Source organism: Mesorhizobium sp. B2-5-7, assembly GCF_006440875.1.
Classification (GTDB): Bacteria; Pseudomonadota; Alphaproteobacteria; order Rhizobiales; family Rhizobiaceae; genus Mesorhizobium; species Mesorhizobium australicum.
The window spans coordinates 1,186,491-1,205,262 of sequence record NZ_VFUO01000001.1 but is presented as its reverse complement, the minus strand read 5'-3'; the positions used below and the strand labels follow the sequence as shown (position 1 = coordinate 1,205,262).

Below are 18,772 nucleotides of genomic sequence, written 5' to 3'. Positions count from 1 at the left end.
CCCGTCTTTACACCTCGGCGCCGACTCCGTTAATGAGCATGCCGAAAGGGGTTGGGGCTACTGAGCTATGACGCACGCCGCACCGGCAGATAATGCCGCCCGGGTTTCGGTACTCTGTCAGACCTTCAATCATGCCCGCTTCATAGGCCAAGCCTTATCTTCCATTGTTATGCAGAAAACGAGCTTCCCGTTCGAGGTCATTGTGCACGACGATGCATCGACCGACGGAACGACAGACATTGTCCGCGCCCATGTGGCGAAATATCCGGGAATGGTGCGCGCGATCACGCAGCAGACAAATCTTTATTCCTGCGGCGTCAGGGGGATGGTCGCGAAGTTTCTGCTTCCGCTGGCCAAGGGCCGATACTGGATCGTCTGCGACGGCGATGACTATTTCACTGACGAGCACAAGCTGGAGAAGCAAGTCCGTTTCCTGGACGAGCAACCAGAGTGTTCGGTGTGCTTCCATCCGGTTCAGTTCCGTTTTGACGACGATAGGGCACCAGCGTCTCAGTTTCCTCCGGAGGGATTTGTCGGCAGGTTTGATCTGGAAACCCTGTTGGCCCAGAACTTCATCCCGGCCAATTCGGCAATGTTCCGGCGGCAATCCTACAGAAATTTATCGATTTCGAACATGTTGCCAAACGATTGGTATCTGAACCTGTTTCACGCTTTATCAGGGGGGATAGGCTTCATCCCCGAGGTAATGGCCGCGTACAGGCGCCACTCTGGCGGCATCTGGTGGCAGGGATCGCAAGATAGATACAGCCATCTGCGTGCTCACGGTCTCAGTATTCTTGTCATGCTGCACGAAGTCCTGAAACTGTGTCCCGATCAGCCGTCGCGACAGCAGATCGTCCTGGCCCAAATCAAGCCGCTCGAGAAGGAGATCGTTGAATTTTTTGGGGCCCGGGGCCGCCTATGCATCGATGCAGTGCTGTGAGGTGGTAGTGCAGCGCCTCGCAAAGCGGATAGCAGGACGCGCCAGACGGAGGCCTCGTGCTGACCTGATCAGGGCATCATTCCTGTTCAATGCCGAGTGGTACCTTGATCACTATCCTGATGTGCGCGATGCAGGGACCGACCCGGCCGTGCATTATCTCACCCATGGTGGGATCGAGTATCGTGATCCGAGCCCGAGCTTCAGCAGTGCTTGGTATTTGGATACCTATGAGGACGTTCGGACCGCCCGGATCAATCCGCTGTTACATTTTTTGATGCACGGCAGGTATGAAGGACGCACTTTTGCCACCCATCTAAAAGCTATTAACGACTTGCTGACCATCAACCAGAAGGTTTTCGTCATCGGCAGGAACAAGACCGGGACAACCTCACTCGCGGCAGCCTTGGAAGCGGCCGGTTACAGGATCGGCTCCCAGCATGAAGCGGAGGGGTTACTTGAGGACTGGCACCGGCGCGATTTTTGCACTCTGCTCGAGTATTGCCACTCGGCAGACGCCTTTCAGGACGTTCCGTTCAGCCTGCCCGATACATACAAGGCGTTGGACAACGCCTTCCCAAATGCAAAATTTATCCTGACAGTACGGGATTCCGCTGAGCAGTGGTACCAATCGGTGACGACGTTTCATGCCCATCTAATGGGCTTAAGCCGCCGGCCGACAGCAGCCGACGTCAAGCAGTTCAGCTATCACGAACCGGGTTGGCTATGGCGCCAGCAGCGCTACGTCTACGGGGCCAATGAGGCGTCGGTGTATGACCCTACGATTTACAAGGCACACTATCTCCAGCACAACGCCGACGTGATCAAGCATTTCAAGGGCCGGCCGCAAAGCCTGCTCGTACTCAATCTCTCGCATAAGACGGCTGCCGCAGATCTCGCCCGGTTCCTTGGCATTGGCCAGTTAGGGATGAACATTCCGCACCTTAATGCAACGCCTCGTGAATTGGACAGCAACAAGATATGAGCCCGTCGAGTGTCGAGGCTGATCGGTGTCTTGAATTGGCGCTGGCTGGCGGCCTCCCGCCGCGGCCTTATGCAGAGATGGACTCTGTTCACCCACTTTCGAGTGGGCGTATCCGTTATGTCGAGGCCAAGGCCCCAAATTGGCAACGTCTCATGGAATTGAGCGGCCTTTGTTTGGAGCAGAGCCAGTGGACGAACAGTGGCCCATTGTCCCTGGCGCTCGGTCGCATCATAAGCCATGTTTCGCACCTGCCAGATCAATACCGCACGGTGATGGCGAGTTCAGGAACAGCAGCTCTCTATGCTGCGGCTGGCATATTTGCCGCCAGGGCAGGCAAGCAGCTGCGTTGGGCCGTCTCGGCTTTCGGATTTTCGGCAACGCGGACAGGACCGTTCGGGCGAATGACCGTCGAGGTCGATAGCGACGAGCACGGATTTCTTGATCTCTCCGCACTTGGTGAGATGGCAGATAACGAATGGGATGGGTTACTGGTCACCCGACCATTCGGGCTCGAGCGCAATATGTCTGCCTATCGCCAATTCTGCAGTGAGCGGGGCAAGCCCTTGATCGTCGACGCGGCGCTGGCTTTTCCAGGGCTTCGCACTGTCGGCCAGGACGTCATCGAAATCGTCAGCTTCCACCACACCAAACCGTGGGGCTTCGGCGAGGGAGGATGTCTATTCGTACCTGCGGCGGATGAGGCGCTGGCCCGCTCGATTCTAAGTTTCGGTGACGACGCGCCGGCGTGGGTCCTACCAAGCGTCTCTAACGGCAAGCTCTCGGACCTCGCGGCAGCTGCGATCATCGATCGCCTTGAGACGATGCCGACATGGTCGCCTCGCTACCATGCTCAACGCAGGCGCATCTGCGAATTGGTCGAACGATCCGGTCTCGGCCGTTTGGGAGCCTATGACGACGTTAACATCGCGGCTAGCGTGCCGGTTTTGGCACACGGGCCGATCGCGCTCGAAGACCTGCCAGACGTGGGTTTCGACTGCGGCAAATACTACGCGCCATTGTCAGCCTCGGCCAGAATGGCCGGTTCCATACATAACCGGATCATCAACATTCCTTGCCATGGCGACATGGCTCATATCAGCGATGCGCAGATTGAAGCGCTGTTAGAGCGCATGGCGCACGACTCATGAAGGTGCTAGTTTTCGGGGACGGACCGTTTGCCAGCCTGGTGTGGTATTGCCTGAAACATGACAGCAGGCATGAGGTAGCAGCCTTCACGGTCGAGGGTGATTTCCTTTCGAAGGACCGGCACAACGATTTGCCGGTCCATGCCTTCGAGGACATCGAGGGTAACTTCGATCCATCGAAGACAGCGATTGCAGTGGCAATCGGCCCGCACGACAACAATCGTGTTAGAGCTAGGCTGCTTGCTCAGGTCAAGGCGCGGGGATTCCAGACGATCAGCTACCTGGCGAGCCGCGCTATCGCTTGGCCCGATTTTAAGCTCGAGGAGAACACCTTTATATTCGATGGCGCCGTCATCCAGCCTTTCGCCACAATAGGTAGGAATTGTATCATTCGTAGCGCCGTGCATGTCTCACATCACGTCCGCGTCGAGGATCGATGCTTTGTCGCCGCTGGGGCCTGTGTCGGCGGAAGCACCAGCATTGGGGCGGGCTCATTCATCGGCTTAAATGCCACGATCCACGACAATATCGAGATAGCGCCAAACTGTGTGATAGCCGCGGGATCTGTCTTGACCCGATCGACCGAACCCGGTGGCGTCTATGCTGGAGTGCCTGCTCGAAAGTTGCGCCAATCTTAGTCCGCGTCCCGCCGCCGCTCACGTGATACCGGGAAATCTTCAAAGCCCCGCTTGCTTCGGCCGGCGGGGCTTTTAATTTGGTGTCCGGCGCGGGACGTTGAAAGCAGTTGACCACCAGTTCCGCCGCACTGAGCGGAACCTAAGCCAAGCTCTTGGCCTGGCGCTTCGCGGTAACTTTCTTGACTGGGGTTATCTCAACGGGAGCAGCCTTGCGCCCCAGTCCGCTCCCCTTCGCCAGTTCGGAGCGCACGGCCGCATAATTCGGCGCAACCATCGGGTACTCAGCCTTCAAGCCCCACTTGGCCCGGTATTCGTCCGGTGACATCCCATAGCGCACCCTAAGATGCCGCTTCAGCGATTTGAATTTTTTGCCGTCATCCAGGCAAATGATGTAGTCTGGGAACACCGATCTCTTAGGATTGACTGCGGGCTCCTGTTTGGGTTGCGCAGCCACAATAGGTTTGCCTATGCCGGACAGCGCATAATTTACGCTGGCGATTAATTCCGGCAAGCTGGCGACGGGCAGGGGGTTGTTACTAACGTAAGCCGAGACGATGTCGGCGGTCAGTTCAATTAGCTCGGCATTACCATCGGATTGATCGGACAAACTCAAAAGCTCCTGTTCTGGCCAGCTTTCGTATTCGGGAAAGGCGACCAGCACAAGGGTTCTTCCAGTTACTGCAAATCCGTCCTCTTTCCAGTCCCCTCGGCCAGCCGCGACCACCACTTCTGCGGTTCGGCAAGCCACGGCAAATCCCGCCACGCAGTGGAACAGGAAGCTTGTCGATCGCCTCAATCAAAGGCGCTTGCGGCACGTTGGTGTAGTGCCGGCTCATGTCAGTCACGGCATGGCCCAACAATTGGTCTTTCAGGTGTGGGTGCACGCCGCTGACGACAAGTTGCGTCGAGACGGTGTGGCGCGCCGTGTAGGGACTCACGTCCGTAATGCCGGTCCGACGCCTGGCGCCAAGGGTCGCTGACTTAAGCCCGCCGCCACCCTCCTTCACTTCGGTGTACGCATTTCCACGTGGCGTGCGGAACAAAGCCCCGCCATCCGCCGCACGCTCGACCAGAGGTCCAAGCCACTCGCAAAGGAACGAATGCAGCGGCACGCCTCGAGGCTCGCCCGTCTTTGACCTGCGCACTACAAGCCAGCGGCCTGACAGGTCGACGTCGGCGCCGGTCAGCACGAAGGCCTCGATCGGTCGCAAGCCGGTGTAAAACAAAGTTGTCATGAGCATTGCTGGTGCCGGCGACATCGCCCGCGCTCACTGCGCAACCGAACCACATTTGTGCCCTTCAATTGTCGCGGGCGTAGCCATTGCTTTGGGTCTGCCCAGCCAACCTTCGAGGCGTAATTCCATATCGCTATGAATGGCGTGTAGACTTGGCGATTGCGGGTTTGTGGCCGAACCTTTGATAGCTCGGTTTGCGGCAACCAAGCTACGCCAGTTGGGGCATGATGATTTGGATGCCATTGCGCGGAAACTGCTACCAAGCGCATCGCGGATGCTGCGAGTGCCTATTTGGCTTGGGGTGGTTCAGACCGTTTTCTGCGACGAAACGGGCAGCGCGCTCGTAGTCGACAGGTTTTTGGCCGCTGCCCCGAATGTCTTGGTCGCCTGCTTGCCGTGGATACTCTCTTGCAGCAAAACGGTTCTCCTCAGTCACGCGGATCTCTTGAGCGACTGCCTCATCAGTGACCTTGGTAGATTTGTAGAGACCAATGCCCCGTACGGAACCGCGCAGGTACCAAATATTGCCTCTGCGTAGCAGCTTCAGAGGCACAGCTATTTGGCCGCTTTCAGTTTGCGATAAGCCGCCCTGGCATCCGCGAACCGCTCGGCCGCTTCAAGCGTTGCGCGGTCGTAAACGGCAGCCGTTGTCTTAGTTGATGCGTGACCGGCCACCTTGGCTGCGTCGTCCGTCGACACGCCGCTGGCGCGGCCTTCCGTAATGCCGGAAGCTCGCAAGTCGCGCGCCCACACATTCGCCGGGACCCCTGCGGCGTTGCGATCCTTGCGCCATTGCTCGCGAAAAGAACTGGCTAAGTACGGCCTGCCGGTGCCTTCGCAGACAACCATAGGACCGACTGGCCGGTCCGCCAAAACGTATCTATCAATGCCGTTGGCTTGTTCTAGCCGGATCGCACCAGCGAACACCAACTCCTCAACCACCATAGGCGCCCGCGTAAGCGGGTAGGTGATGGCCAGTCCGGTCTTAGTGCTCGTTTTGGACGGCACGTGCCGCATCACCAAGTTGGCGTCGATATCCTCCCACTGCATGCCGAGAATGACATCCCACAAGCGCATTGTAGTCTCATAAACCAGCGCGTACGCCAGCGCCGATGACGGACGCTTGTCGGCATGTGCGGCGGCACGCAACGCGACGACCTGCTCTGCAGTGATGACGGACTCGCGCCGCTTGGGGTTCGGTAAGTTGCGGTTGGCGGCCCTCAACGAAACGGCAAGTTCTGCGCAGCCCGCGAGTCGTGCCTCCACACCAAAAGCCACGACAGCTAGGAGAACTGCTCGGCACATGTTTGAAGCTGCCAAATGCCTTCCGTCGCTGGACCAGCGAACATGCCATTCTTTGAGGTCCAGACCGGAAACGTCGCCGACTGTTCGGCTGCCGATTTCTTTCTCTATCTGGCCTAAGTAATGGAGATAGACACCTCGGCTTGCGGGCCTCAACTTGTGAAAGTTGCTCATCGGGTGGGTTGAATACGCTGTGACTAGCGATCTGAGACTCCCGTCAAACCTAAACCGCCCGACCATGCGCGACGAGCGCCACTCCAGCACATCTGCCCAAAGCGCGTCACATCGCTTGGCCAACATCATCGGGTCATTAGCCCATCGAGATAACTTGGCGGTCTTTGGACGGTAGCCAGCCTTTCTGTCAGCCTCCGGGGCCACCCACCATGGAGCGAATCCGGCTCCTCGTCTTATCCAGCGAAGGCCAGGCGCGCGAACTCTTACCTTGTCTGAAATCTCTGGCATCCAGAGATGATTTCATGGGTATTGAAAGGCCGTCAAGTCGCTGTTTTCGCTAGGCGCCTTCGCAATTTTCCTAAGGGGATGACTAGGCGTTTTCGCAATTAGTTGACGCTCACGCCCGCAACTTCACGCCTGTGCCGTTGATGAACTCCACGCCTGCCGCCTCTAGGGCGATGCGGATGGCAGCGACTGTGCGCGGCTGCAGTTCTTCACCACGTTCTAGCCGGGTGATGGTATTTGTCGAGACGTTAGCGGCTTCGGCCAATTCGCGTACGCCGATCTGAAGCGCGGCACGGGCCATTCTGCATTGAACAGGCAACATTCGCTACTCCGTGGCGATTTCGCCTTGACGTGGCGAATATCTGGTCTAATGTGGACACAGTAGCGATTTCGCCACTGCAACGCAACGAGGAGAACGCCAACATGCTTAATGACACCGACACTGAAGACCATTTCCAAACGGCACGCAGCATGCTCCGAGCCATCCTGATGTCGGCCAGCACGATCGTAGCCGACGAGCGGGATAGCCTCATGCTGCACCAGCTTATCTATGCGGTCGACACCGAGCTCGACGCGATCGAAGCGGCGCTTCAGGCGGCGGCCTGACTGGAGAAATTGAAGTCTGGACAATACATATCCAAGCGCAAGAATTTGGGAGGAACAATGAAAGCCGCCAACGACAACCGTCCGCACGGAGCAGCCGTCCGCTTCGTGGTAAATCCCCGCCTCGTGCCTCTTGCCAAGGCGGCCCGTCGCCTTCATCTCACTCCCGCCGAGTTCGAAGCCAAGCTGACGGCTTTTCATCGCCACGGCTTCCCGTTGCCCCGTCCGCTAACCGGCCACTACGATTTGGTTGCGATGGATGTCTGGCTCGACAGGATGCACGGTGTCTCCTACGACGAGAACAGACCAACGTGTCCGACCGGCGCGGCTAGCCTTGTAGACGCGAGGCTTGCGGCAATTGGCTGAAATCAAGTTGAAGCATTATCACGTTCGCAAGGGGCGCGGTTACTGGCTCGTAACGCCAAAGATGCGCGCCCATGGCTTCGACAACGTGCGCTGCGGGGCAGATGGGCCGCAGGCGTGGGCGGTCGCACAGGAATGGGAAGGTCGTTGGCAGCGTGCCCGCAAAGGCTTGGAGGCGCCTTTACGCAAGGTCTATCCGCGAAACAGCGTAGGTTATGCCTTCGAGCGGTTCCGCCTTACCAATGAATGGGCACGAAAGCCCGTACGCACACGTGAGGATTGGGACCGCGGCTGGCGATACATTGAGCCGGTTTTCGGCGACCTTAACCCGTCCGTCATCACGCTGGAAATGCTAGACCGGTGGTATTCGAAGTGGACGTCGGTGAAGGGCGTTGGTGAAGCTGGCCGCGCGATGAAGACTTGGCGCGCACTGTATAACATCATGGCGGCGATGAAGCTGTGCCCAGCCCAGCAGGATCCCTCTCTAGCAATTCGCAAAACCTCGGTGCCCGGCCGGAGAGAGACTTGGACGGAAGGCGAGGCCGTTCGCATCGTCAAAGGCGCCTGGCGCGCAGGATACAGGGGGCTGGCATGCATCGTGGCGGTTGCTTGGGATACGAGCTTCTCGCCGGTCGACGTGCGCACGCTGACGCCTTCGCAGGCAATGCAGACGGCGCAGGAATGGGGTTTCCTGATCGCCCGCGGCAAGAGCGGCGAGGCGGCCTTCGGCACGCTGTCGCCGCGCACCCAGCGCCTGGTGCTGACCTATATCGAGGAGCTCGGCGTCACCTTGCTCGATGATGCGCCGATCTTCCGCTCGCGCGGCTTTGCGCCGGGTCCGAAGGGCGGCCGGCCGCGCGCCGGGGTGCCTTACACCAAGGATTCGCTGGTCGACGATTTTGCCGACTTGCGCCGGCTTGTGTTCGGGGCAGGGGAAAAGCGCCGGTTGATGGACATGCGGCGTTCCGGCGCGGTCGAGGCCAATGCCGGCGGCGCTTCCGTCGAGGCGATCTCGGCCAAGATGGGCAATTCGATTGACGAGAACAAGGCGCTGCAGAAGACCTATATGCCGGTCAACCTGGCCGCTGTCCGTTCCGCCGACGCCAGCCGCCGCAAGGGCAGGGCGCTGCTGGGTCAGGAACGCAACGAATACAAAAAGTTGAAACTTTCAGGAAAGTGAAAGTTGAAACTTTTCCAAGGGGGCAGCTCAACCCCTTGGAATAAATGGCGCGAGTGACGGGGCTCGAACCCGCGACCTCCGGCGTGACAGGCCGGCACTCTAACCAACTGAGCTACACCCGCGCATTGACGAGCACGTGTCAGCCGTGTTCGTCGTTGGGGCGCTGGATAAGGGGTTCGCTACCGGGTGTCAAGCGCACCAAACCATCATAACGCTAAACAGGAGAAGGTTTTTTGACAGCCGGCATTTTGTTCGCAAATCCGGCCTGCGAACAGGGCATCCCGCACTCATTTGGCCTTGCGAAGCAGGTCCCGACCGCTTAAAGGTCCGGCCCGGAGCGGGCGATTAGCTCAGTTGGTAGAGCGCTTCGTTTACACCGAAGATGTCGGCGGTTCGAGCCCGTCATCGCCCACCATTCAAACTCACATTTCAAGTCAGCTGAGAGCCGGCCGCTGGCGCGTCGCGGTATCACGGCGGCACCATACGGAAATCCTTGCCCTCGGGCAGCAATTGCCCGCCATCGACCACGATGGTCGTTCCCGTGATGTAGCTCGCATCGTCCGAGGCGAGGAACAGGAAGGCGTTGGCCACGTCGCGTGGGCTGCCGAGCCGGCCGAGCGGGATCGAATCTTCCATGTTCTTGATATAGGCGGCGCCGCGATGTTCCTGGATGGCTTCGGTGAGGATATTGCCGGGTTCGACGCCGTTGACGGTGATGCCGTAGCCGGAGAATTCCAGCGCTGCGGCGCGAATGAAGCCGTTGATGCCTGCTTTCGTCGCCGAATAGTGGCCATGGCCGGGGCTGGTGACATGCGGGCCGGTGATGGAGGAGGTGTAGAGCATGCGGCCAAAGCGCTGCGCCTTCATCGGCACCAGGGCCGCGCGGCTGGCGTTGAAGGTGCCGCGCAAATTGACCGCCATGACGCGGTCCCAGTCGTCGGCGCTGGTGTTCTCGATCAACTGCCAGGGATAGATGCCGGCATTCTGGACGATGACGTCGAGGCGGCCATGGTGTTTCAGCGAAAGCGCCACGGCGGCCTCGGCGTCGCTCATTTGCGAGATGTCGGTGCGGATGAAGGGGACGCCAAGCTCATCCGCACTTGCCCGCCCGGCCTCGGTCTCGGAGTCGGCGAGCACCAGCCTTGCACCTTCCTCGGCGAAGCGCAGCGCGATGCCCTTGCCGATGCCGCGCGCGCCGCCGACGATCAGCGCCACCTTGCCTTCCAGTCGTCCTGTCATGCGAGCCGTCCTGTCACGCCAATCCCCGTCTCACGCCAATCTTTGGCGAATGGTTTGCTTGAATGCATCGAGCAGCACGGCCGCCAGCACCAGCAGGCCATGGATGACCTGGGTGAAGTTGGCGGGCAGGCCCATCAGGTTAATCGCCGTGTTGATGGCCGAAAGCAGGAGCACGCCGGCGTACACGCCGGGCAAGGTGCCGACGCCGCCCTTCAGGCTGACGCCGCCGATAACCACGGCCGCGAAGGCGTTGAACAGAAGGCCGACGCCCAGATTGGCGGTGGCGCCCGAGGTGCGGATCGCCAGCAGCCAGCCGGCCAGCCCTGCGATGGCGCCGGCGAGTACGAAGGCGATGATCAGGTTGCGGTTCACCCGGATGCCGGCACGGAAGGTCGCGGTTTCATTGCCGCCGATCATCACCAGGTGCCTGCCGAACGGAGTCTTGGCCATGATCAGCGAGAACACGACGAAACAGGCCACCGCGATCCAGGCGGTAAGCGGCAGACCGATCAGGCGCTGGATGCCGAACCAGCGGATGGCGGGTGCCAGATCCTGCGCCGAGCGGCCGCCCGAAATGACCAGCACCAGGCCGCGCACCCAGATGTAGGAGGCGAGCGTGATGATAAAGGCGCTCATCTTGACCTTGACCACGAGATAGCCGTTGAAGGCGCCGATGAGGCCGCCGACGGCCAGCGCCAGCAGCAGCGAGACCGGAACCATCAGCCATCCCGGGTGCAACTGCACGCCGAGGCCAATGCCCGAGGAACAAAACAGGATGCCCACCGCCATGGCGCTGAGAGCGGCGACGGATTCGACCGACAGGTCCATGTGCCCGGCAATGATGACCAGCGCCAGGCCGATCGACATCACGCCGAGCACGCTCGACGCCTCGATGATGTTTGCGAAGATGCCGAGCTGGAAATAGTTCGGGATGAACAGCGAGAAGACGACCAGGACAAAAAGCAGCATGAACCAGACGAGGTTGTCGAGGACGAACTCCAGGGCGTGGCGTGTGCGAGGGTTCATGTGTCGATCCGGTTGGCGTGCGGGATCAAGGCCGCGGCAGGTTGCCTGCGTCTCGTTTCATGCGGGCAGGGCAGGGCTCCGGGCCTGGTATGGCCCGGAGCGGTCGGGCCGCCTGTCTATTCGACCGGCTTGACGGTATCCGTCGGCGGCTTCTGGTTGCCCCAGAAAGCCGGGTTGTCGACGTTTTCCTTGGTGATGGCGGCACCCGGGATCTTGATGTTGGGGCCCCAGGCTTCCTTGGTGAGGGTCGATTTCAGGCCAAGCACATCGTATTCGCCGGGCTTGATCTCTTCCTTCTTGACGACCTTGTCCATGAACATGGCGACGGCGGCGGCCTGTGCGTAAAGCGGCTGCTCGACCTCGACGTTGAGCCAGCCCTTGCGGATCAGGTCGAGGCCGACCGGTGCGCCGTTCGAGCTCATCAGCATGACGTCGCCCGGCTTCTTGCCGGCGGCCTCGAGCGAGGCGACGGCGGCGACCGACAGGTGTGCGGCATGGCTGAAGATCAGGTCGATGTCGGGATTGGCCAGCATCTGGTCGGCAACGATGGTGCCGGCGTTGCTGGCCTCCCACTGCATGGCCGGCAGCGAGATGATCTTGACGTCCGGGAACGCCTTCATCTTCTCCTCGAAACCCTTCTGGATGTCGAGCGTGTAGGGATCGCCGGGATCGCCAAGTACCTGCAGGACCTTGCCCTTCACCGAGCCGTTCTTGGCTTTCAAAAGCTTTTCGGCCTGCTCGGCGGCGACGTAGCCGATCTCGACGGTGCCCGCGACCGACGTGAAGTCGGACGGTGTTGATGTGATCTGGCGGTCGAACTCAACCACCGGAATGCCGGCGGCGCGCGCGGCCTCGATCGATGGTTTCAGCGCATTGAAATCGACGGCGGCCAGGATGATCGCCGCCGGCTTCAGCGCGATGACGTCGTTCATCTGCGACTGCTGCGCGTCGGTCTTGTTGTCGGCGTTCAGCGTCTTCATCTCGTAGCCGGTCTGTTTCAGGAACAGCTCCAGCGCGCTCACCGAGCCGGTCTGGAACTCGTCGAGCAATGTCGGCACCATGTAGTAGACAATACCCTTGGACTGGGCGAATGCCGGCGTGAGCGTGGCAAAGGCCAGTGCCAGGATACCGAAGACAGCAAGAAGTATTCGCTTCATGTCGTTGGCTCCCTGTTAAGCCGGACCCCTCTTTGTCCCTCAGCCCGCCGGTCCGGCACCGGCAAGCGTCTCTCCGGTGATCATGTTGATCACCGCATCGGGACTTGTCTTGTTGCGTGCGACATCGCCCGCCACGACGCCTTGCCGGATGACCACGATCCGGTCGGCGACCTGAAAAGCCTGCTGCATGATATGGGTGATGATGACGACGCCGATGCCCTGGCTCGCCACCTGGCGGATCATGTCGAGACCACGCCGGGTCTGCTCGACGCCAAGTGCGGCGAACGGCTCGTCGAGAAGCACCAGCTTGCCGCCCCAATGCACGAAGCGGTTCAGCTCGATGGCCTGCCGCTGGCCGCCCGAGAGATGCTCGACATTGGTGCGCAGTGAAGGAATGCGGGTCCCGGCGCTGGCCAGCGCCTTGCCGACGACGGCTTCCATGGCGCGCTCGTCGAGCACCGGAATGCCGAGAACCTTCCTGGTGATCTCGCGGCCCATGAAGAAATTGGCCACCACATCGACATTGGTGCACAGCGACAGGTCCTGGTAAACGGTCTCGATGCCCGCCGCCTTGGCTTCCGCCGGCGACCGGGCCAGGAATTCCTTGCCCTCGAACAGCATGCGGCCGGAGGTCGGTTCGAGACCGCCAGCTATGATCTTGACCAGCGTCGACTTGCCGGCGCCATTGTCGCCGAGCAGCGCCACCACTTCGCCCTTGCCGATGGAAAAGCTGATCCCCTTCAGCGCTTCGATCGCGCCGTAGTTCTTGGTCACGTTGTCGAGCACCAGCAGGGGTTCGCTCATGCGGCAATCTCCCTGGCCGAAAGTATGTCGCGGCCGCGCTCGCGTTCGGCGGCGAACATCTGGCCGAAGCGTGGCGACAACACCCCTGAAACGGCGAGCGCCGCCGCGCCGCGCAGCACGGCATGCTGGCCGCCGCTGGCGACGATGACGCGCGGCGTCGTGCGGTCCGCGCGGGCCGAAACCGAATTGTGCAGCGGTTCGGCCGCGTCCGCCAGGCGCTCGAGCAGTTCCGATGCCGCCAGGCCGCCGAGCACGACCGTCTCTGGATCGAAGAGGTTTTCGATGATGGCGATGGTGTTGCGGAAGATCGGGCCGACTTGCGCTACCCAATCGGCGTCGCTGCCGGCCCGGCGGCCTCGCGCCTCGAGCGAGAGGTAGCGCTCGAGGCAGCCTCGGTTGCCGCAGGGGCAAAGCTCGCCATCGGGGACCACGGGAATGTGGCCGATCTCGCCCGCATTGCCCCAGGCGCCGCGCAGAACGCTGCCATCATGCATCATCGCGCCGCCAAGCCCGACGCCGAAATAGAGATAGTAATAGTCGGAATGGCGGGCTCCGATGCCATAGAGCCGCTCGCCCATCGCGGCGGCGGCCGTGTCGCTCTCGAAGAATGCTGGCAATCCCGTCGCGGCGGTCAGCCGCTCACGCAGCGCCACATGCTTCCAGCCGGTCATTGTGGTCGGGCCGACAAAGCTCATGGAGTCCACGTCGAACGGGCCGGGAAGCGCCATGCCGACGCCGATGACGCGGCCGCCGGGCCGCTTGCCCGTGAGGTCGCGGACCATGGCGCCGATCTGGTCGAACGCGTGATCGGGCGTCGCGTTGGACGCTTCGCGGCGTGAACTCTCGATAACGTCGCCGCTGAGATTGATCAGCGCGGCGTCTATTCCAAGCGGCGTCAGGTGGATGCCGACGGCATAGCCGCCTTCCGGGTTGATGCGCAGCGTTGCCGGTGGCAGGCCACGTCCCTTCGGCTCTTCGCGCACGGACAGGATGTAGCCCTGTTCCTCCAGTTCGCGAACGATGGTCGACACGGTCTGCACGGTGAGCCCGACGTGCCTGGCGATGTCGCCTCGTGCAATCGGGCCATGACGGCGGATGGACTCAAGCACGATGCGCCGATTGTATGGCCGCCCGAACTCCTGATTGGTCCCCCGCAATGCCATGCCTTGCGCCCCCACTTGACGTAAGGTTCGCATCAAACATTTATTCAGTCAAATGGAATTCAAAAATAATCCGGAAGCTGAGGAGCCGCGATCCTATGGCGGTTTACGGGGTGCGGGATACCGCATGACGAGGAGAGGTGTGCTCGACCGGGACCGACGGCTCCGGATTCAGCAAGCGAGCGGTTGATCTTCCTAGAGGTACTGGGCGACTTTCTTGCCGACGGTCAAGAAGCGCAGCGGATCGATCGCCTCGCCATTGTGGCGCACTTCATAGTGCAGATGCGGGCCGGTCGAGCGCCCGCTGCTGCCGGTCTTGCCGATGACGGTGCCGGCGTCCACTTTCTCGCCTACCGTCACGTCGATCTCGCTGAGATGTCCGTAGCGCGTGGCAAAGCCATTGCCATGGTCGATCTCGACCATGCGGCCATAGCCGCCATTCCAGCCGGCCTTGGTGACGATGCCGGGCGCGGTGACCTTGGCCGCCATGCCGATCGGTGCCCTGAAATCCATGCCCGAATGCAACGCGGCCGTGCCGAGAATGGGATCGGTGCGCACGCCGAACGGACTGGTGACGGAGTGGCCAGGGGCAGGGTTTGCAAGCGGTAACCGACGCGCTTCCTTCTTGAGATGATCGAGCGTATCCAGCGCCTCGTCCAGTTCCTTGACCTTGCTGTCGAAGATCATCGACGAGTCGAGCGGAATCAGCGGTCCGCCGACATCGCTTTCGTTCTTGCCGAAATCACTGTCGACCGGCAGTCCGGCCGTCTGCAGCGCCTGCTGGATGGCATCGGCGCTTTTGTAGGCATTGTCCGCGAGCGTGTTGATGCGGCTGAGCTGTTCATTCTCGATGGATTTCAGCGACTGGTTGATCGAGACGAACAGCCTGTCCGCGCGATCGGCGGCTGAGTCGCTGGGCAGCGGATCGGTGCGGGTCGACCACAAGGAGAAGGGCCTTGTATCGGCGGTGCCGAGGTCCGCGCCCAGGCTGGCAACCGCGTAGTTCCGCGCTGGCTGGCTGATGCTGCCGGTCACCTCGGCGCGCTTGTCCGGCTTGGCGGCCGCGGCCGGATCTTCGGCGGGCACCGTTCCGATATCACCTTCGGCGCGTTCGAGCAGTGGGCCGAGACGGCCATGCCGCTGGCTGAGCTGCGTCTGGCGCTCAAGCAGTTCGCTGACTTTGGTCTCCATCAGTTGCTGGTCGAGCAACTGCCTGCTGGTGATGCGGTCGACCTGGGCGCGAAGCGCCGAAATGCGGTCCTCGTAGGCCTGCTGCATGCGCGCCTGGCGCGCCGTGGTGGCGCCGATCAGGTCGTCGCGTAGCACGAGATAGGATGTGGCCAGGAGGTAGCCGATGACAATGGCGGCGAGTGCTGAACCGATGAATGCCGCCAGCCAGGGGCGGATCGTGAAGTGCCTGATCTCGTTGCCCCGGGCGATGATGATCGTGTGCGGTTCCTTGCGCCTGCCGAAGACTGCGGACTGACCGGTTGCGTTCACGGGACCAAGCTTTCGTTACGACACCACGACCGCCTGATTACACATTATTAGGGTTAACAAAGGCTTGCCGTATCGGCAGCGCGACGCCGAATGCACGCAATGCAGGCGAGAGGTTGCATGGAAATCGCCAGCTACGGCCGCTACGTCGCGAAATCGTTGGCGAGGAGCACCAATGTTCCGCCAGCAGCGGTCAGTCACGCGCTGAGCAAGCTCCAGGTTTCTTAACTGTATTCGATTGCATTTAATTGACTCTTTTCGAGTAAAGACCTGCTGGTATTTCGGATTCACCGTGGCGGTAGGAATGCTGGACGACCTGGTTGGCAAGATCCTCGACAAGATTTCGGGCACCAGTCTGTTGGCGACCGGGCTTTTGCTGCTGACGGCCCTTGTCAGCGCGCTCGTGGCCTATTGGCGCACGGTCGAGGAGAAGAGCTGGAAGGAATTTTTCGAGTTCGTCGTCCCCCATGAGGTCATCACCCATCCCTCCGCGAAGGCCGACCTGCTGTTCTGGATCACCAGGAAGGCCCTGATGCCTTTCCTGATGCTGCCCGCCGGAATTGTCTTCGTCACGGCGGTGGGCTACGGGACCAACTGGCTGTTTTCGACACTGTTCCAGTTTCAGCCGCCTCTGATCGAGGGGCTGGCAGGACCGGTGACGGTGCTGATCTTCACCATCAGCATGCTGCTCGCCTACGACATTTCCTATTATCTCTATCACGTCGCCCAGCACCGCTACCCCCTGCTTTGGGAACTGCACAAGGTGCATCACTCGGCCGAGGTGCTGGTCGGGATCACCAAGGACCGGGTCCATCCGCTCGACGAGTTGATGAACCGAGCCTGGGACGGGCTCATCGTGGGGCTGTGCTTCGGCATCTGGTCGCTGATTTCGCTGAACCTTGTCGAACTGACCGTCTTTGGCGTCAACGTCTATGTCATGCGGAACATCCTGATGATGGATTTCGTCAGGCACACGCATTTCAAGATCTCGTTCGGCCCGCTCAACAACTTGATCCTGTGTCCTCATTGGCACCAGCTGCATCACAGCGTCGATCCGCGCCACTACGACAAGAATTTCGGGCTGCTCTTCTCGTTCTGGGACCGGCTCTTCGGAACATTGTGCGTGCCGAGGCCCGACGAGGACTTCAAGTTCGGACTGGTCGACCGCGATGTGCGCGACTACCAGTCGCTCGCCGGCCTTTATGTCATGCCGCTGAAGCGGATGTGGGGTCATGTTGCCAGGCGCATCCGGCCTGGAAAGCGACAGCGACGGACTGCGCGACCATCGGAAGGGACACGGCCATGAACGCTCCCGTCACGCTCTCCGTCCCGCGGACACGCACCTTCGAAATCGTGACATCGGCGGTGCGCCTGGCCGAGATCGCACCGGCCTGGAGCGCGCTCTGGCAGCGGGCTGGCGGGCTTGTCTTCCAGCATCCCGACTGGATCGCGGCCTGGTGGCGCACCACCCCGCATCAGGAGCGGCGCGCCCTCAGGATTGGGCTTGCCTGGAACGGCGACCGGCTCGAGGGCGTGATAGCGCTCGCGACCTTCAGGCGCTCCGGCATCCGCATGCTCGAATGGGCGGCGAAGGATCACAGTGACTATGGCGACGCGCTGGTTGCACCCGACAGCGACCCGCAGGCGATCTCCCGCCTTTGGCAGCATGTTTTCGATCAGGGCGGCTTCGACCTGATCTACCTCAATCGTCTGCTGCCGGATGCCGGTGTTCATGCCCTGCTGTGCCCGACCCATGGCAAAGCGCTTCGGCCCAACCACCGCGGTGAAATCAGCTATCGTGTCACTGGTCCCTGGCAGAGTGGGGCGGAATGGTTCGAGACGTTGTCGAAAAAGGGTCGGCAGAACTATCGTCGTGGCCGCAAGTTCATGGAAGAGAGCGGCGCATTGCGTTTCCGCCTCCTGGATGCGGATGACCCGCGCGAGCCGGTGCTCGAGCGGGTCGCGACGCTGAAGCGGCTCTGGCTCGTTCGGCATGGCCGCGCTTCGGATCTGTTCGATGAGGGCTCGCCGGTTCTCGCCGCGCTTATTTCCGTGCTGGCCGACCTCGGGCTGTTGCGCATTTTCGTGCTGGAGCTTGACGACACGATCATCGCGGTCTCGATCAACTTCGAGCAGCACGGCACGATGATGGCTTTCGTCACCACCTACGATCCCGAACACGAGCGCGCCTCGCCGGGTATGGTGCTGATGATGGACTATATCCAGTGGTCGCTCGACCGTGGCCTTGCCACGATTGATTTTCTCTGCGGCGGCGAGGATTTCAAGCGCCGCTTCGCCACGCAATCAGTCGCGCTGTCGTCGGTGATGGGTGCGCGCGGCTTGCGCGGTCATCTCGCCGCACTGGCCGATCATGTGGACCATGTTTCGAAGTCCTGGAAGACCCGGCGGCAGCCGAAAGCCGACGCGGTGCCTGACGAATAGCGCCACGATCGTCGTTTGCGTCGTGTGCTTTGGCGACGCTCAAAGCGCGCGAACGGCTTCCAGAACGGCCTCGGCATGGCCCTTGACCCGGACCTTGCGCCAGATCTTGGCGATCCGTCCGTCACGGCCGATCAAGAATGTCGCGCGCTCGACGCCCATGTATTTGCGGCCATACATCGATTTCTCGACCCACAGGCGGTAGGCCTCGATCACCTTGCGCTCCTCGTCGGCGGCAAGATCGATGGTTAGATCGTATTTCGATTTGAACTTGTCGTGTTTCTTGGCGCTGTCGGGCGACAGGCCGATGACGACAGCGCCGGCCTTCTCGAATTCCGGCTTCAGCCGCGAGAAGCTGATCGCCTCTTGCGTGCAGCTTGTCGTGTCATCCTGAGGATAGAAATAGAGCACGACTGGCTTGCCGGCGGATGCGGCCAGGCTGAGCGATCCGCCGCCGTCCCGCGGCAGATCGAATTGCGGCGCGGGACCGCCTACTTCGAGGTCAGCCATATCGATGCCCTTGTTTGAGGTTACGCGCGAAGCCACACCGATATAGTGTCGACCGGGGATTCGTCCACGAGCGAGTTTGTACAACGGAAG

At 61.0% G+C, this 18,772-nt stretch carries 20 protein-coding genes and 2 tRNA genes; 10 read left to right on the top strand and 12 right to left on the bottom strand.

Annotated features, from left to right (window positions below; genetic code table 11):
• Positions 1-67 precede the first annotated feature (67 nt).
• From FJ543_RS06040 to FJ543_RS06025, 4 genes are all read left to right on the top strand, one after another.
• Positions 68-943: a glycosyltransferase gene (locus tag FJ543_RS06040; protein WP_140874166.1), complete on the top strand. Its 876-nt coding sequence runs from the start codon at positions 68-70 to the stop codon at positions 941-943.
• 7 nt (positions 944-950) lie between these two features.
• Positions 951-1,925 carry a sulfotransferase gene (locus tag FJ543_RS06035; RefSeq protein ID WP_140874164.1) on the top strand — a complete coding sequence of 325 codons (975 nt, stop codon included), beginning with the start codon at positions 951-953 and terminating at the stop codon, positions 1,923-1,925.
• Between the two features lie 152 nt (positions 1,926-2,077).
• Entirely contained in the window at positions 2,078-3,073 is a 996-nt protein-coding gene (locus FJ543_RS06030; RefSeq protein WP_181173913.1) for a DegT/DnrJ/EryC1/StrS family aminotransferase, read from the top strand.
• Complete coding sequence (locus FJ543_RS06025) at positions 3,070-3,708, top strand: acetyltransferase (RefSeq protein WP_140874161.1); 639 nt, start codon at positions 3,070-3,072, stop codon at positions 3,706-3,708. The genes FJ543_RS06030 and FJ543_RS06025 overlap by 4 nt, the downstream gene beginning before the upstream one ends.
• Before the next feature lie 139 nt (positions 3,709-3,847).
• Here the strand turns inward: FJ543_RS06025 and FJ543_RS06020 are convergent, their stop codons facing one another.
• The 4 genes from FJ543_RS06020 to FJ543_RS06005 form a co-directional block, all read right to left on the bottom strand.
• Positions 3,848-4,315, bottom strand: a complete 468-nt coding sequence (locus tag FJ543_RS06020) for a MucR family transcriptional regulator (protein ID WP_140874483.1) — start codon at positions 4,313-4,315, stop codon at positions 3,848-3,850.
• On the bottom strand, positions 4,293-4,943 hold the full coding sequence (locus FJ543_RS06015; protein WP_246678819.1) for a tyrosine-type recombinase/integrase: 651 nt from the start codon (positions 4,941-4,943) through the stop codon (positions 4,293-4,295). The genes FJ543_RS06020 and FJ543_RS06015 overlap by 23 nt, the downstream gene beginning before the upstream one ends.
• A 555-nt stretch (positions 4,944-5,498) precedes the next feature.
• Positions 5,499-6,419: a tyrosine-type recombinase/integrase gene (locus FJ543_RS06010; protein ID WP_181173912.1), complete on the bottom strand. Its 921-nt coding sequence runs from the start codon at positions 6,417-6,419 to the stop codon at positions 5,499-5,501.
• Positions 6,420-6,816: 397 nt separating this feature from the next.
• Positions 6,817-7,026 (bottom strand): helix-turn-helix transcriptional regulator, encoded by a 210-nt coding sequence (locus tag FJ543_RS06005; RefSeq protein ID WP_140874158.1) that lies wholly within the window; start codon positions 7,024-7,026, stop codon positions 6,817-6,819.
• A 101-nt stretch (positions 7,027-7,127) separates the two neighbouring features.
• Between FJ543_RS06005 and FJ543_RS06000 the strand changes: the two genes are divergently transcribed.
• Genes FJ543_RS06000 through FJ543_RS05990 form a run of 3 tightly spaced genes read left to right on the top strand, consistent with a single transcriptional unit; the run spans position 7,128 to position 8,850 of the window.
• Positions 7,128-7,310: a hypothetical protein gene (locus tag FJ543_RS06000; protein WP_140874156.1), complete on the top strand. Its 183-nt coding sequence runs from the start codon at positions 7,128-7,130 to the stop codon at positions 7,308-7,310.
• Between the two features lie 57 nt (positions 7,311-7,367).
• Positions 7,368-7,673: a hypothetical protein gene (locus FJ543_RS05995; RefSeq protein ID WP_140874154.1), complete on the top strand. Its 306-nt coding sequence runs from the start codon at positions 7,368-7,370 to the stop codon at positions 7,671-7,673.
• Entirely contained in the window at positions 7,666-8,850 is a 1,185-nt protein-coding gene (locus tag FJ543_RS05990) for a hypothetical protein (protein WP_140874152.1), read from the top strand. Before FJ543_RS05995 ends, FJ543_RS05990 begins: the two co-directional genes overlap by 8 nt.
• A 45-nt stretch (positions 8,851-8,895) precedes the next feature.
• Here the strand turns inward: FJ543_RS05990 and FJ543_RS05985 are convergent.
• Positions 8,896-8,972 (bottom strand) — tRNA-Asp (locus tag FJ543_RS05985).
• Positions 8,973-9,189: 217 nt separating this feature from the next.
• Here FJ543_RS05985 and FJ543_RS05980 point away from each other — a divergent pair.
• Positions 9,190-9,265, top strand: a tRNA-Val gene (locus FJ543_RS05980).
• Between the two features lie 53 nt (positions 9,266-9,318).
• Here FJ543_RS05980 and FJ543_RS05975 read toward each other — a convergent pair.
• From FJ543_RS05975 to FJ543_RS05950, 6 genes are all read right to left on the bottom strand, one after another.
• Positions 9,319-10,089 carry an SDR family NAD(P)-dependent oxidoreductase gene (locus FJ543_RS05975; protein ID WP_140720685.1) on the bottom strand — a complete coding sequence of 257 codons (771 nt, stop codon included), beginning with the start codon at positions 10,087-10,089 and terminating at the stop codon, positions 9,319-9,321.
• A 30-nt stretch (positions 10,090-10,119) separates the two neighbouring features.
• Complete coding sequence (locus FJ543_RS05970) at positions 10,120-11,115, bottom strand: ABC transporter permease (protein WP_140617016.1); 996 nt, start codon at positions 11,113-11,115, stop codon at positions 10,120-10,122.
• A gap of 116 nt (positions 11,116-11,231) precedes the next feature.
• Entirely contained in the window at positions 11,232-12,272 is a 1,041-nt protein-coding gene (locus FJ543_RS05965) for a sugar ABC transporter substrate-binding protein (RefSeq protein WP_015318183.1), read from the bottom strand.
• 39 nt (positions 12,273-12,311) lie between these two features.
• Positions 12,312-13,076: an ATP-binding cassette domain-containing protein gene (locus FJ543_RS05960; protein ID WP_135864119.1), complete on the bottom strand. Its 765-nt coding sequence runs from the start codon at positions 13,074-13,076 to the stop codon at positions 12,312-12,314.
• Complete coding sequence (locus tag FJ543_RS05955) at positions 13,073-14,239, bottom strand: ROK family transcriptional regulator (protein ID WP_140874150.1); 1,167 nt, start codon at positions 14,237-14,239, stop codon at positions 13,073-13,075. The genes FJ543_RS05960 and FJ543_RS05955 overlap by 4 nt, the downstream gene beginning before the upstream one ends.
• A gap of 192 nt (positions 14,240-14,431) precedes the next feature.
• A complete protein-coding gene (locus FJ543_RS05950) occupies positions 14,432-15,736 on the bottom strand; it encodes a M23 family metallopeptidase (protein WP_140874148.1) in 1,305 nt (434 codons plus the stop codon).
• A 301-nt stretch (positions 15,737-16,037) separates the two neighbouring features.
• On the opposite strand from FJ543_RS05950, the gene FJ543_RS05945 reads away from it, so the two are divergent.
• Positions 16,038-17,039: a sterol desaturase family protein gene (locus FJ543_RS05945; protein ID WP_140874146.1), complete on the top strand. Its 1,002-nt coding sequence runs from the start codon at positions 16,038-16,040 to the stop codon at positions 17,037-17,039.
• A complete protein-coding gene (locus FJ543_RS05940; RefSeq protein WP_140874144.1) occupies positions 17,036-18,175 on the top strand; it encodes a GNAT family N-acetyltransferase in 1,140 nt (379 codons plus the stop codon). The genes FJ543_RS05945 and FJ543_RS05940 overlap by 4 nt, the downstream gene beginning before the upstream one ends.
• A gap of 39 nt (positions 18,176-18,214) precedes the next feature.
• Here the strand turns inward: FJ543_RS05940 and FJ543_RS05935 are convergent, their stop codons facing one another.
• Positions 18,215-18,682, bottom strand: coding sequence for a peroxiredoxin (locus FJ543_RS05935; protein ID WP_140874142.1), 468 nt, complete (start codon positions 18,680-18,682; stop codon positions 18,215-18,217).
• Positions 18,683-18,772 lie beyond the last annotated feature (90 nt).

Bases quoted from the DNA above. Each gene is read 5' to 3' on its own strand.
- FJ543_RS06040 (WP_140874166.1), top strand. From the start codon at position 68: ATGACGCACGCCGCACCGGCAGATAATGCCGCCCGGGTTTCGGTACTC.
- FJ543_RS06030 (WP_181173913.1), top strand. From the start codon at position 2,078: ATGGAATTGAGCGGCCTTTGTTTGGAGCAGAGCCAGTGGACGAACAGT.
- FJ543_RS06025 (WP_140874161.1), top strand. From the start codon at position 3,070: ATGAAGGTGCTAGTTTTCGGGGACGGACCGTTTGCCAGCCTGGTGTGG.
- FJ543_RS06015 (WP_246678819.1), bottom strand. From the start codon at position 4,943: ATGACAACTTTGTTTTACACCGGCTTGCGACCGATCGAGGCCTTCGTG.
- FJ543_RS06010 (WP_181173912.1), bottom strand. From the start codon at position 6,419: ATGAGCAACTTTCACAAGTTGAGGCCCGCAAGCCGAGGTGTCTATCTC.
- FJ543_RS06005 (WP_140874158.1), bottom strand. From the start codon at position 7,026: ATGTTGCCTGTTCAATGCAGAATGGCCCGTGCCGCGCTTCAGATCGGC.
- FJ543_RS06000 (WP_140874156.1), top strand. From the start codon at position 7,128: ATGCTTAATGACACCGACACTGAAGACCATTTCCAAACGGCACGCAGC.
- FJ543_RS05995 (WP_140874154.1), top strand. From the start codon at position 7,368: ATGAAAGCCGCCAACGACAACCGTCCGCACGGAGCAGCCGTCCGCTTC.
- FJ543_RS05975 (WP_140720685.1), bottom strand. From the start codon at position 10,089: ATGACAGGACGACTGGAAGGCAAGGTGGCGCTGATCGTCGGCGGCGCG.
- FJ543_RS05970 (WP_140617016.1), bottom strand. From the start codon at position 11,115: ATGAACCCTCGCACACGCCACGCCCTGGAGTTCGTCCTCGACAACCTC.
- FJ543_RS05965 (WP_015318183.1), bottom strand. From the start codon at position 12,272: ATGAAGCGAATACTTCTTGCTGTCTTCGGTATCCTGGCACTGGCCTTT.
- FJ543_RS05960 (WP_135864119.1), bottom strand. From the start codon at position 13,076: ATGAGCGAACCCCTGCTGGTGCTCGACAACGTGACCAAGAACTACGGC.
- FJ543_RS05955 (WP_140874150.1), bottom strand. From the start codon at position 14,239: ATGGCATTGCGGGGGACCAATCAGGAGTTCGGGCGGCCATACAATCGG.
- FJ543_RS05945 (WP_140874146.1), top strand. From the start codon at position 16,038: ATGCTGGACGACCTGGTTGGCAAGATCCTCGACAAGATTTCGGGCACC.
- FJ543_RS05940 (WP_140874144.1), top strand. From the start codon at position 17,036: ATGAACGCTCCCGTCACGCTCTCCGTCCCGCGGACACGCACCTTCGAA.
- FJ543_RS05935 (WP_140874142.1), bottom strand. From the start codon at position 18,682: ATGGCTGACCTCGAAGTAGGCGGTCCCGCGCCGCAATTCGATCTGCCG.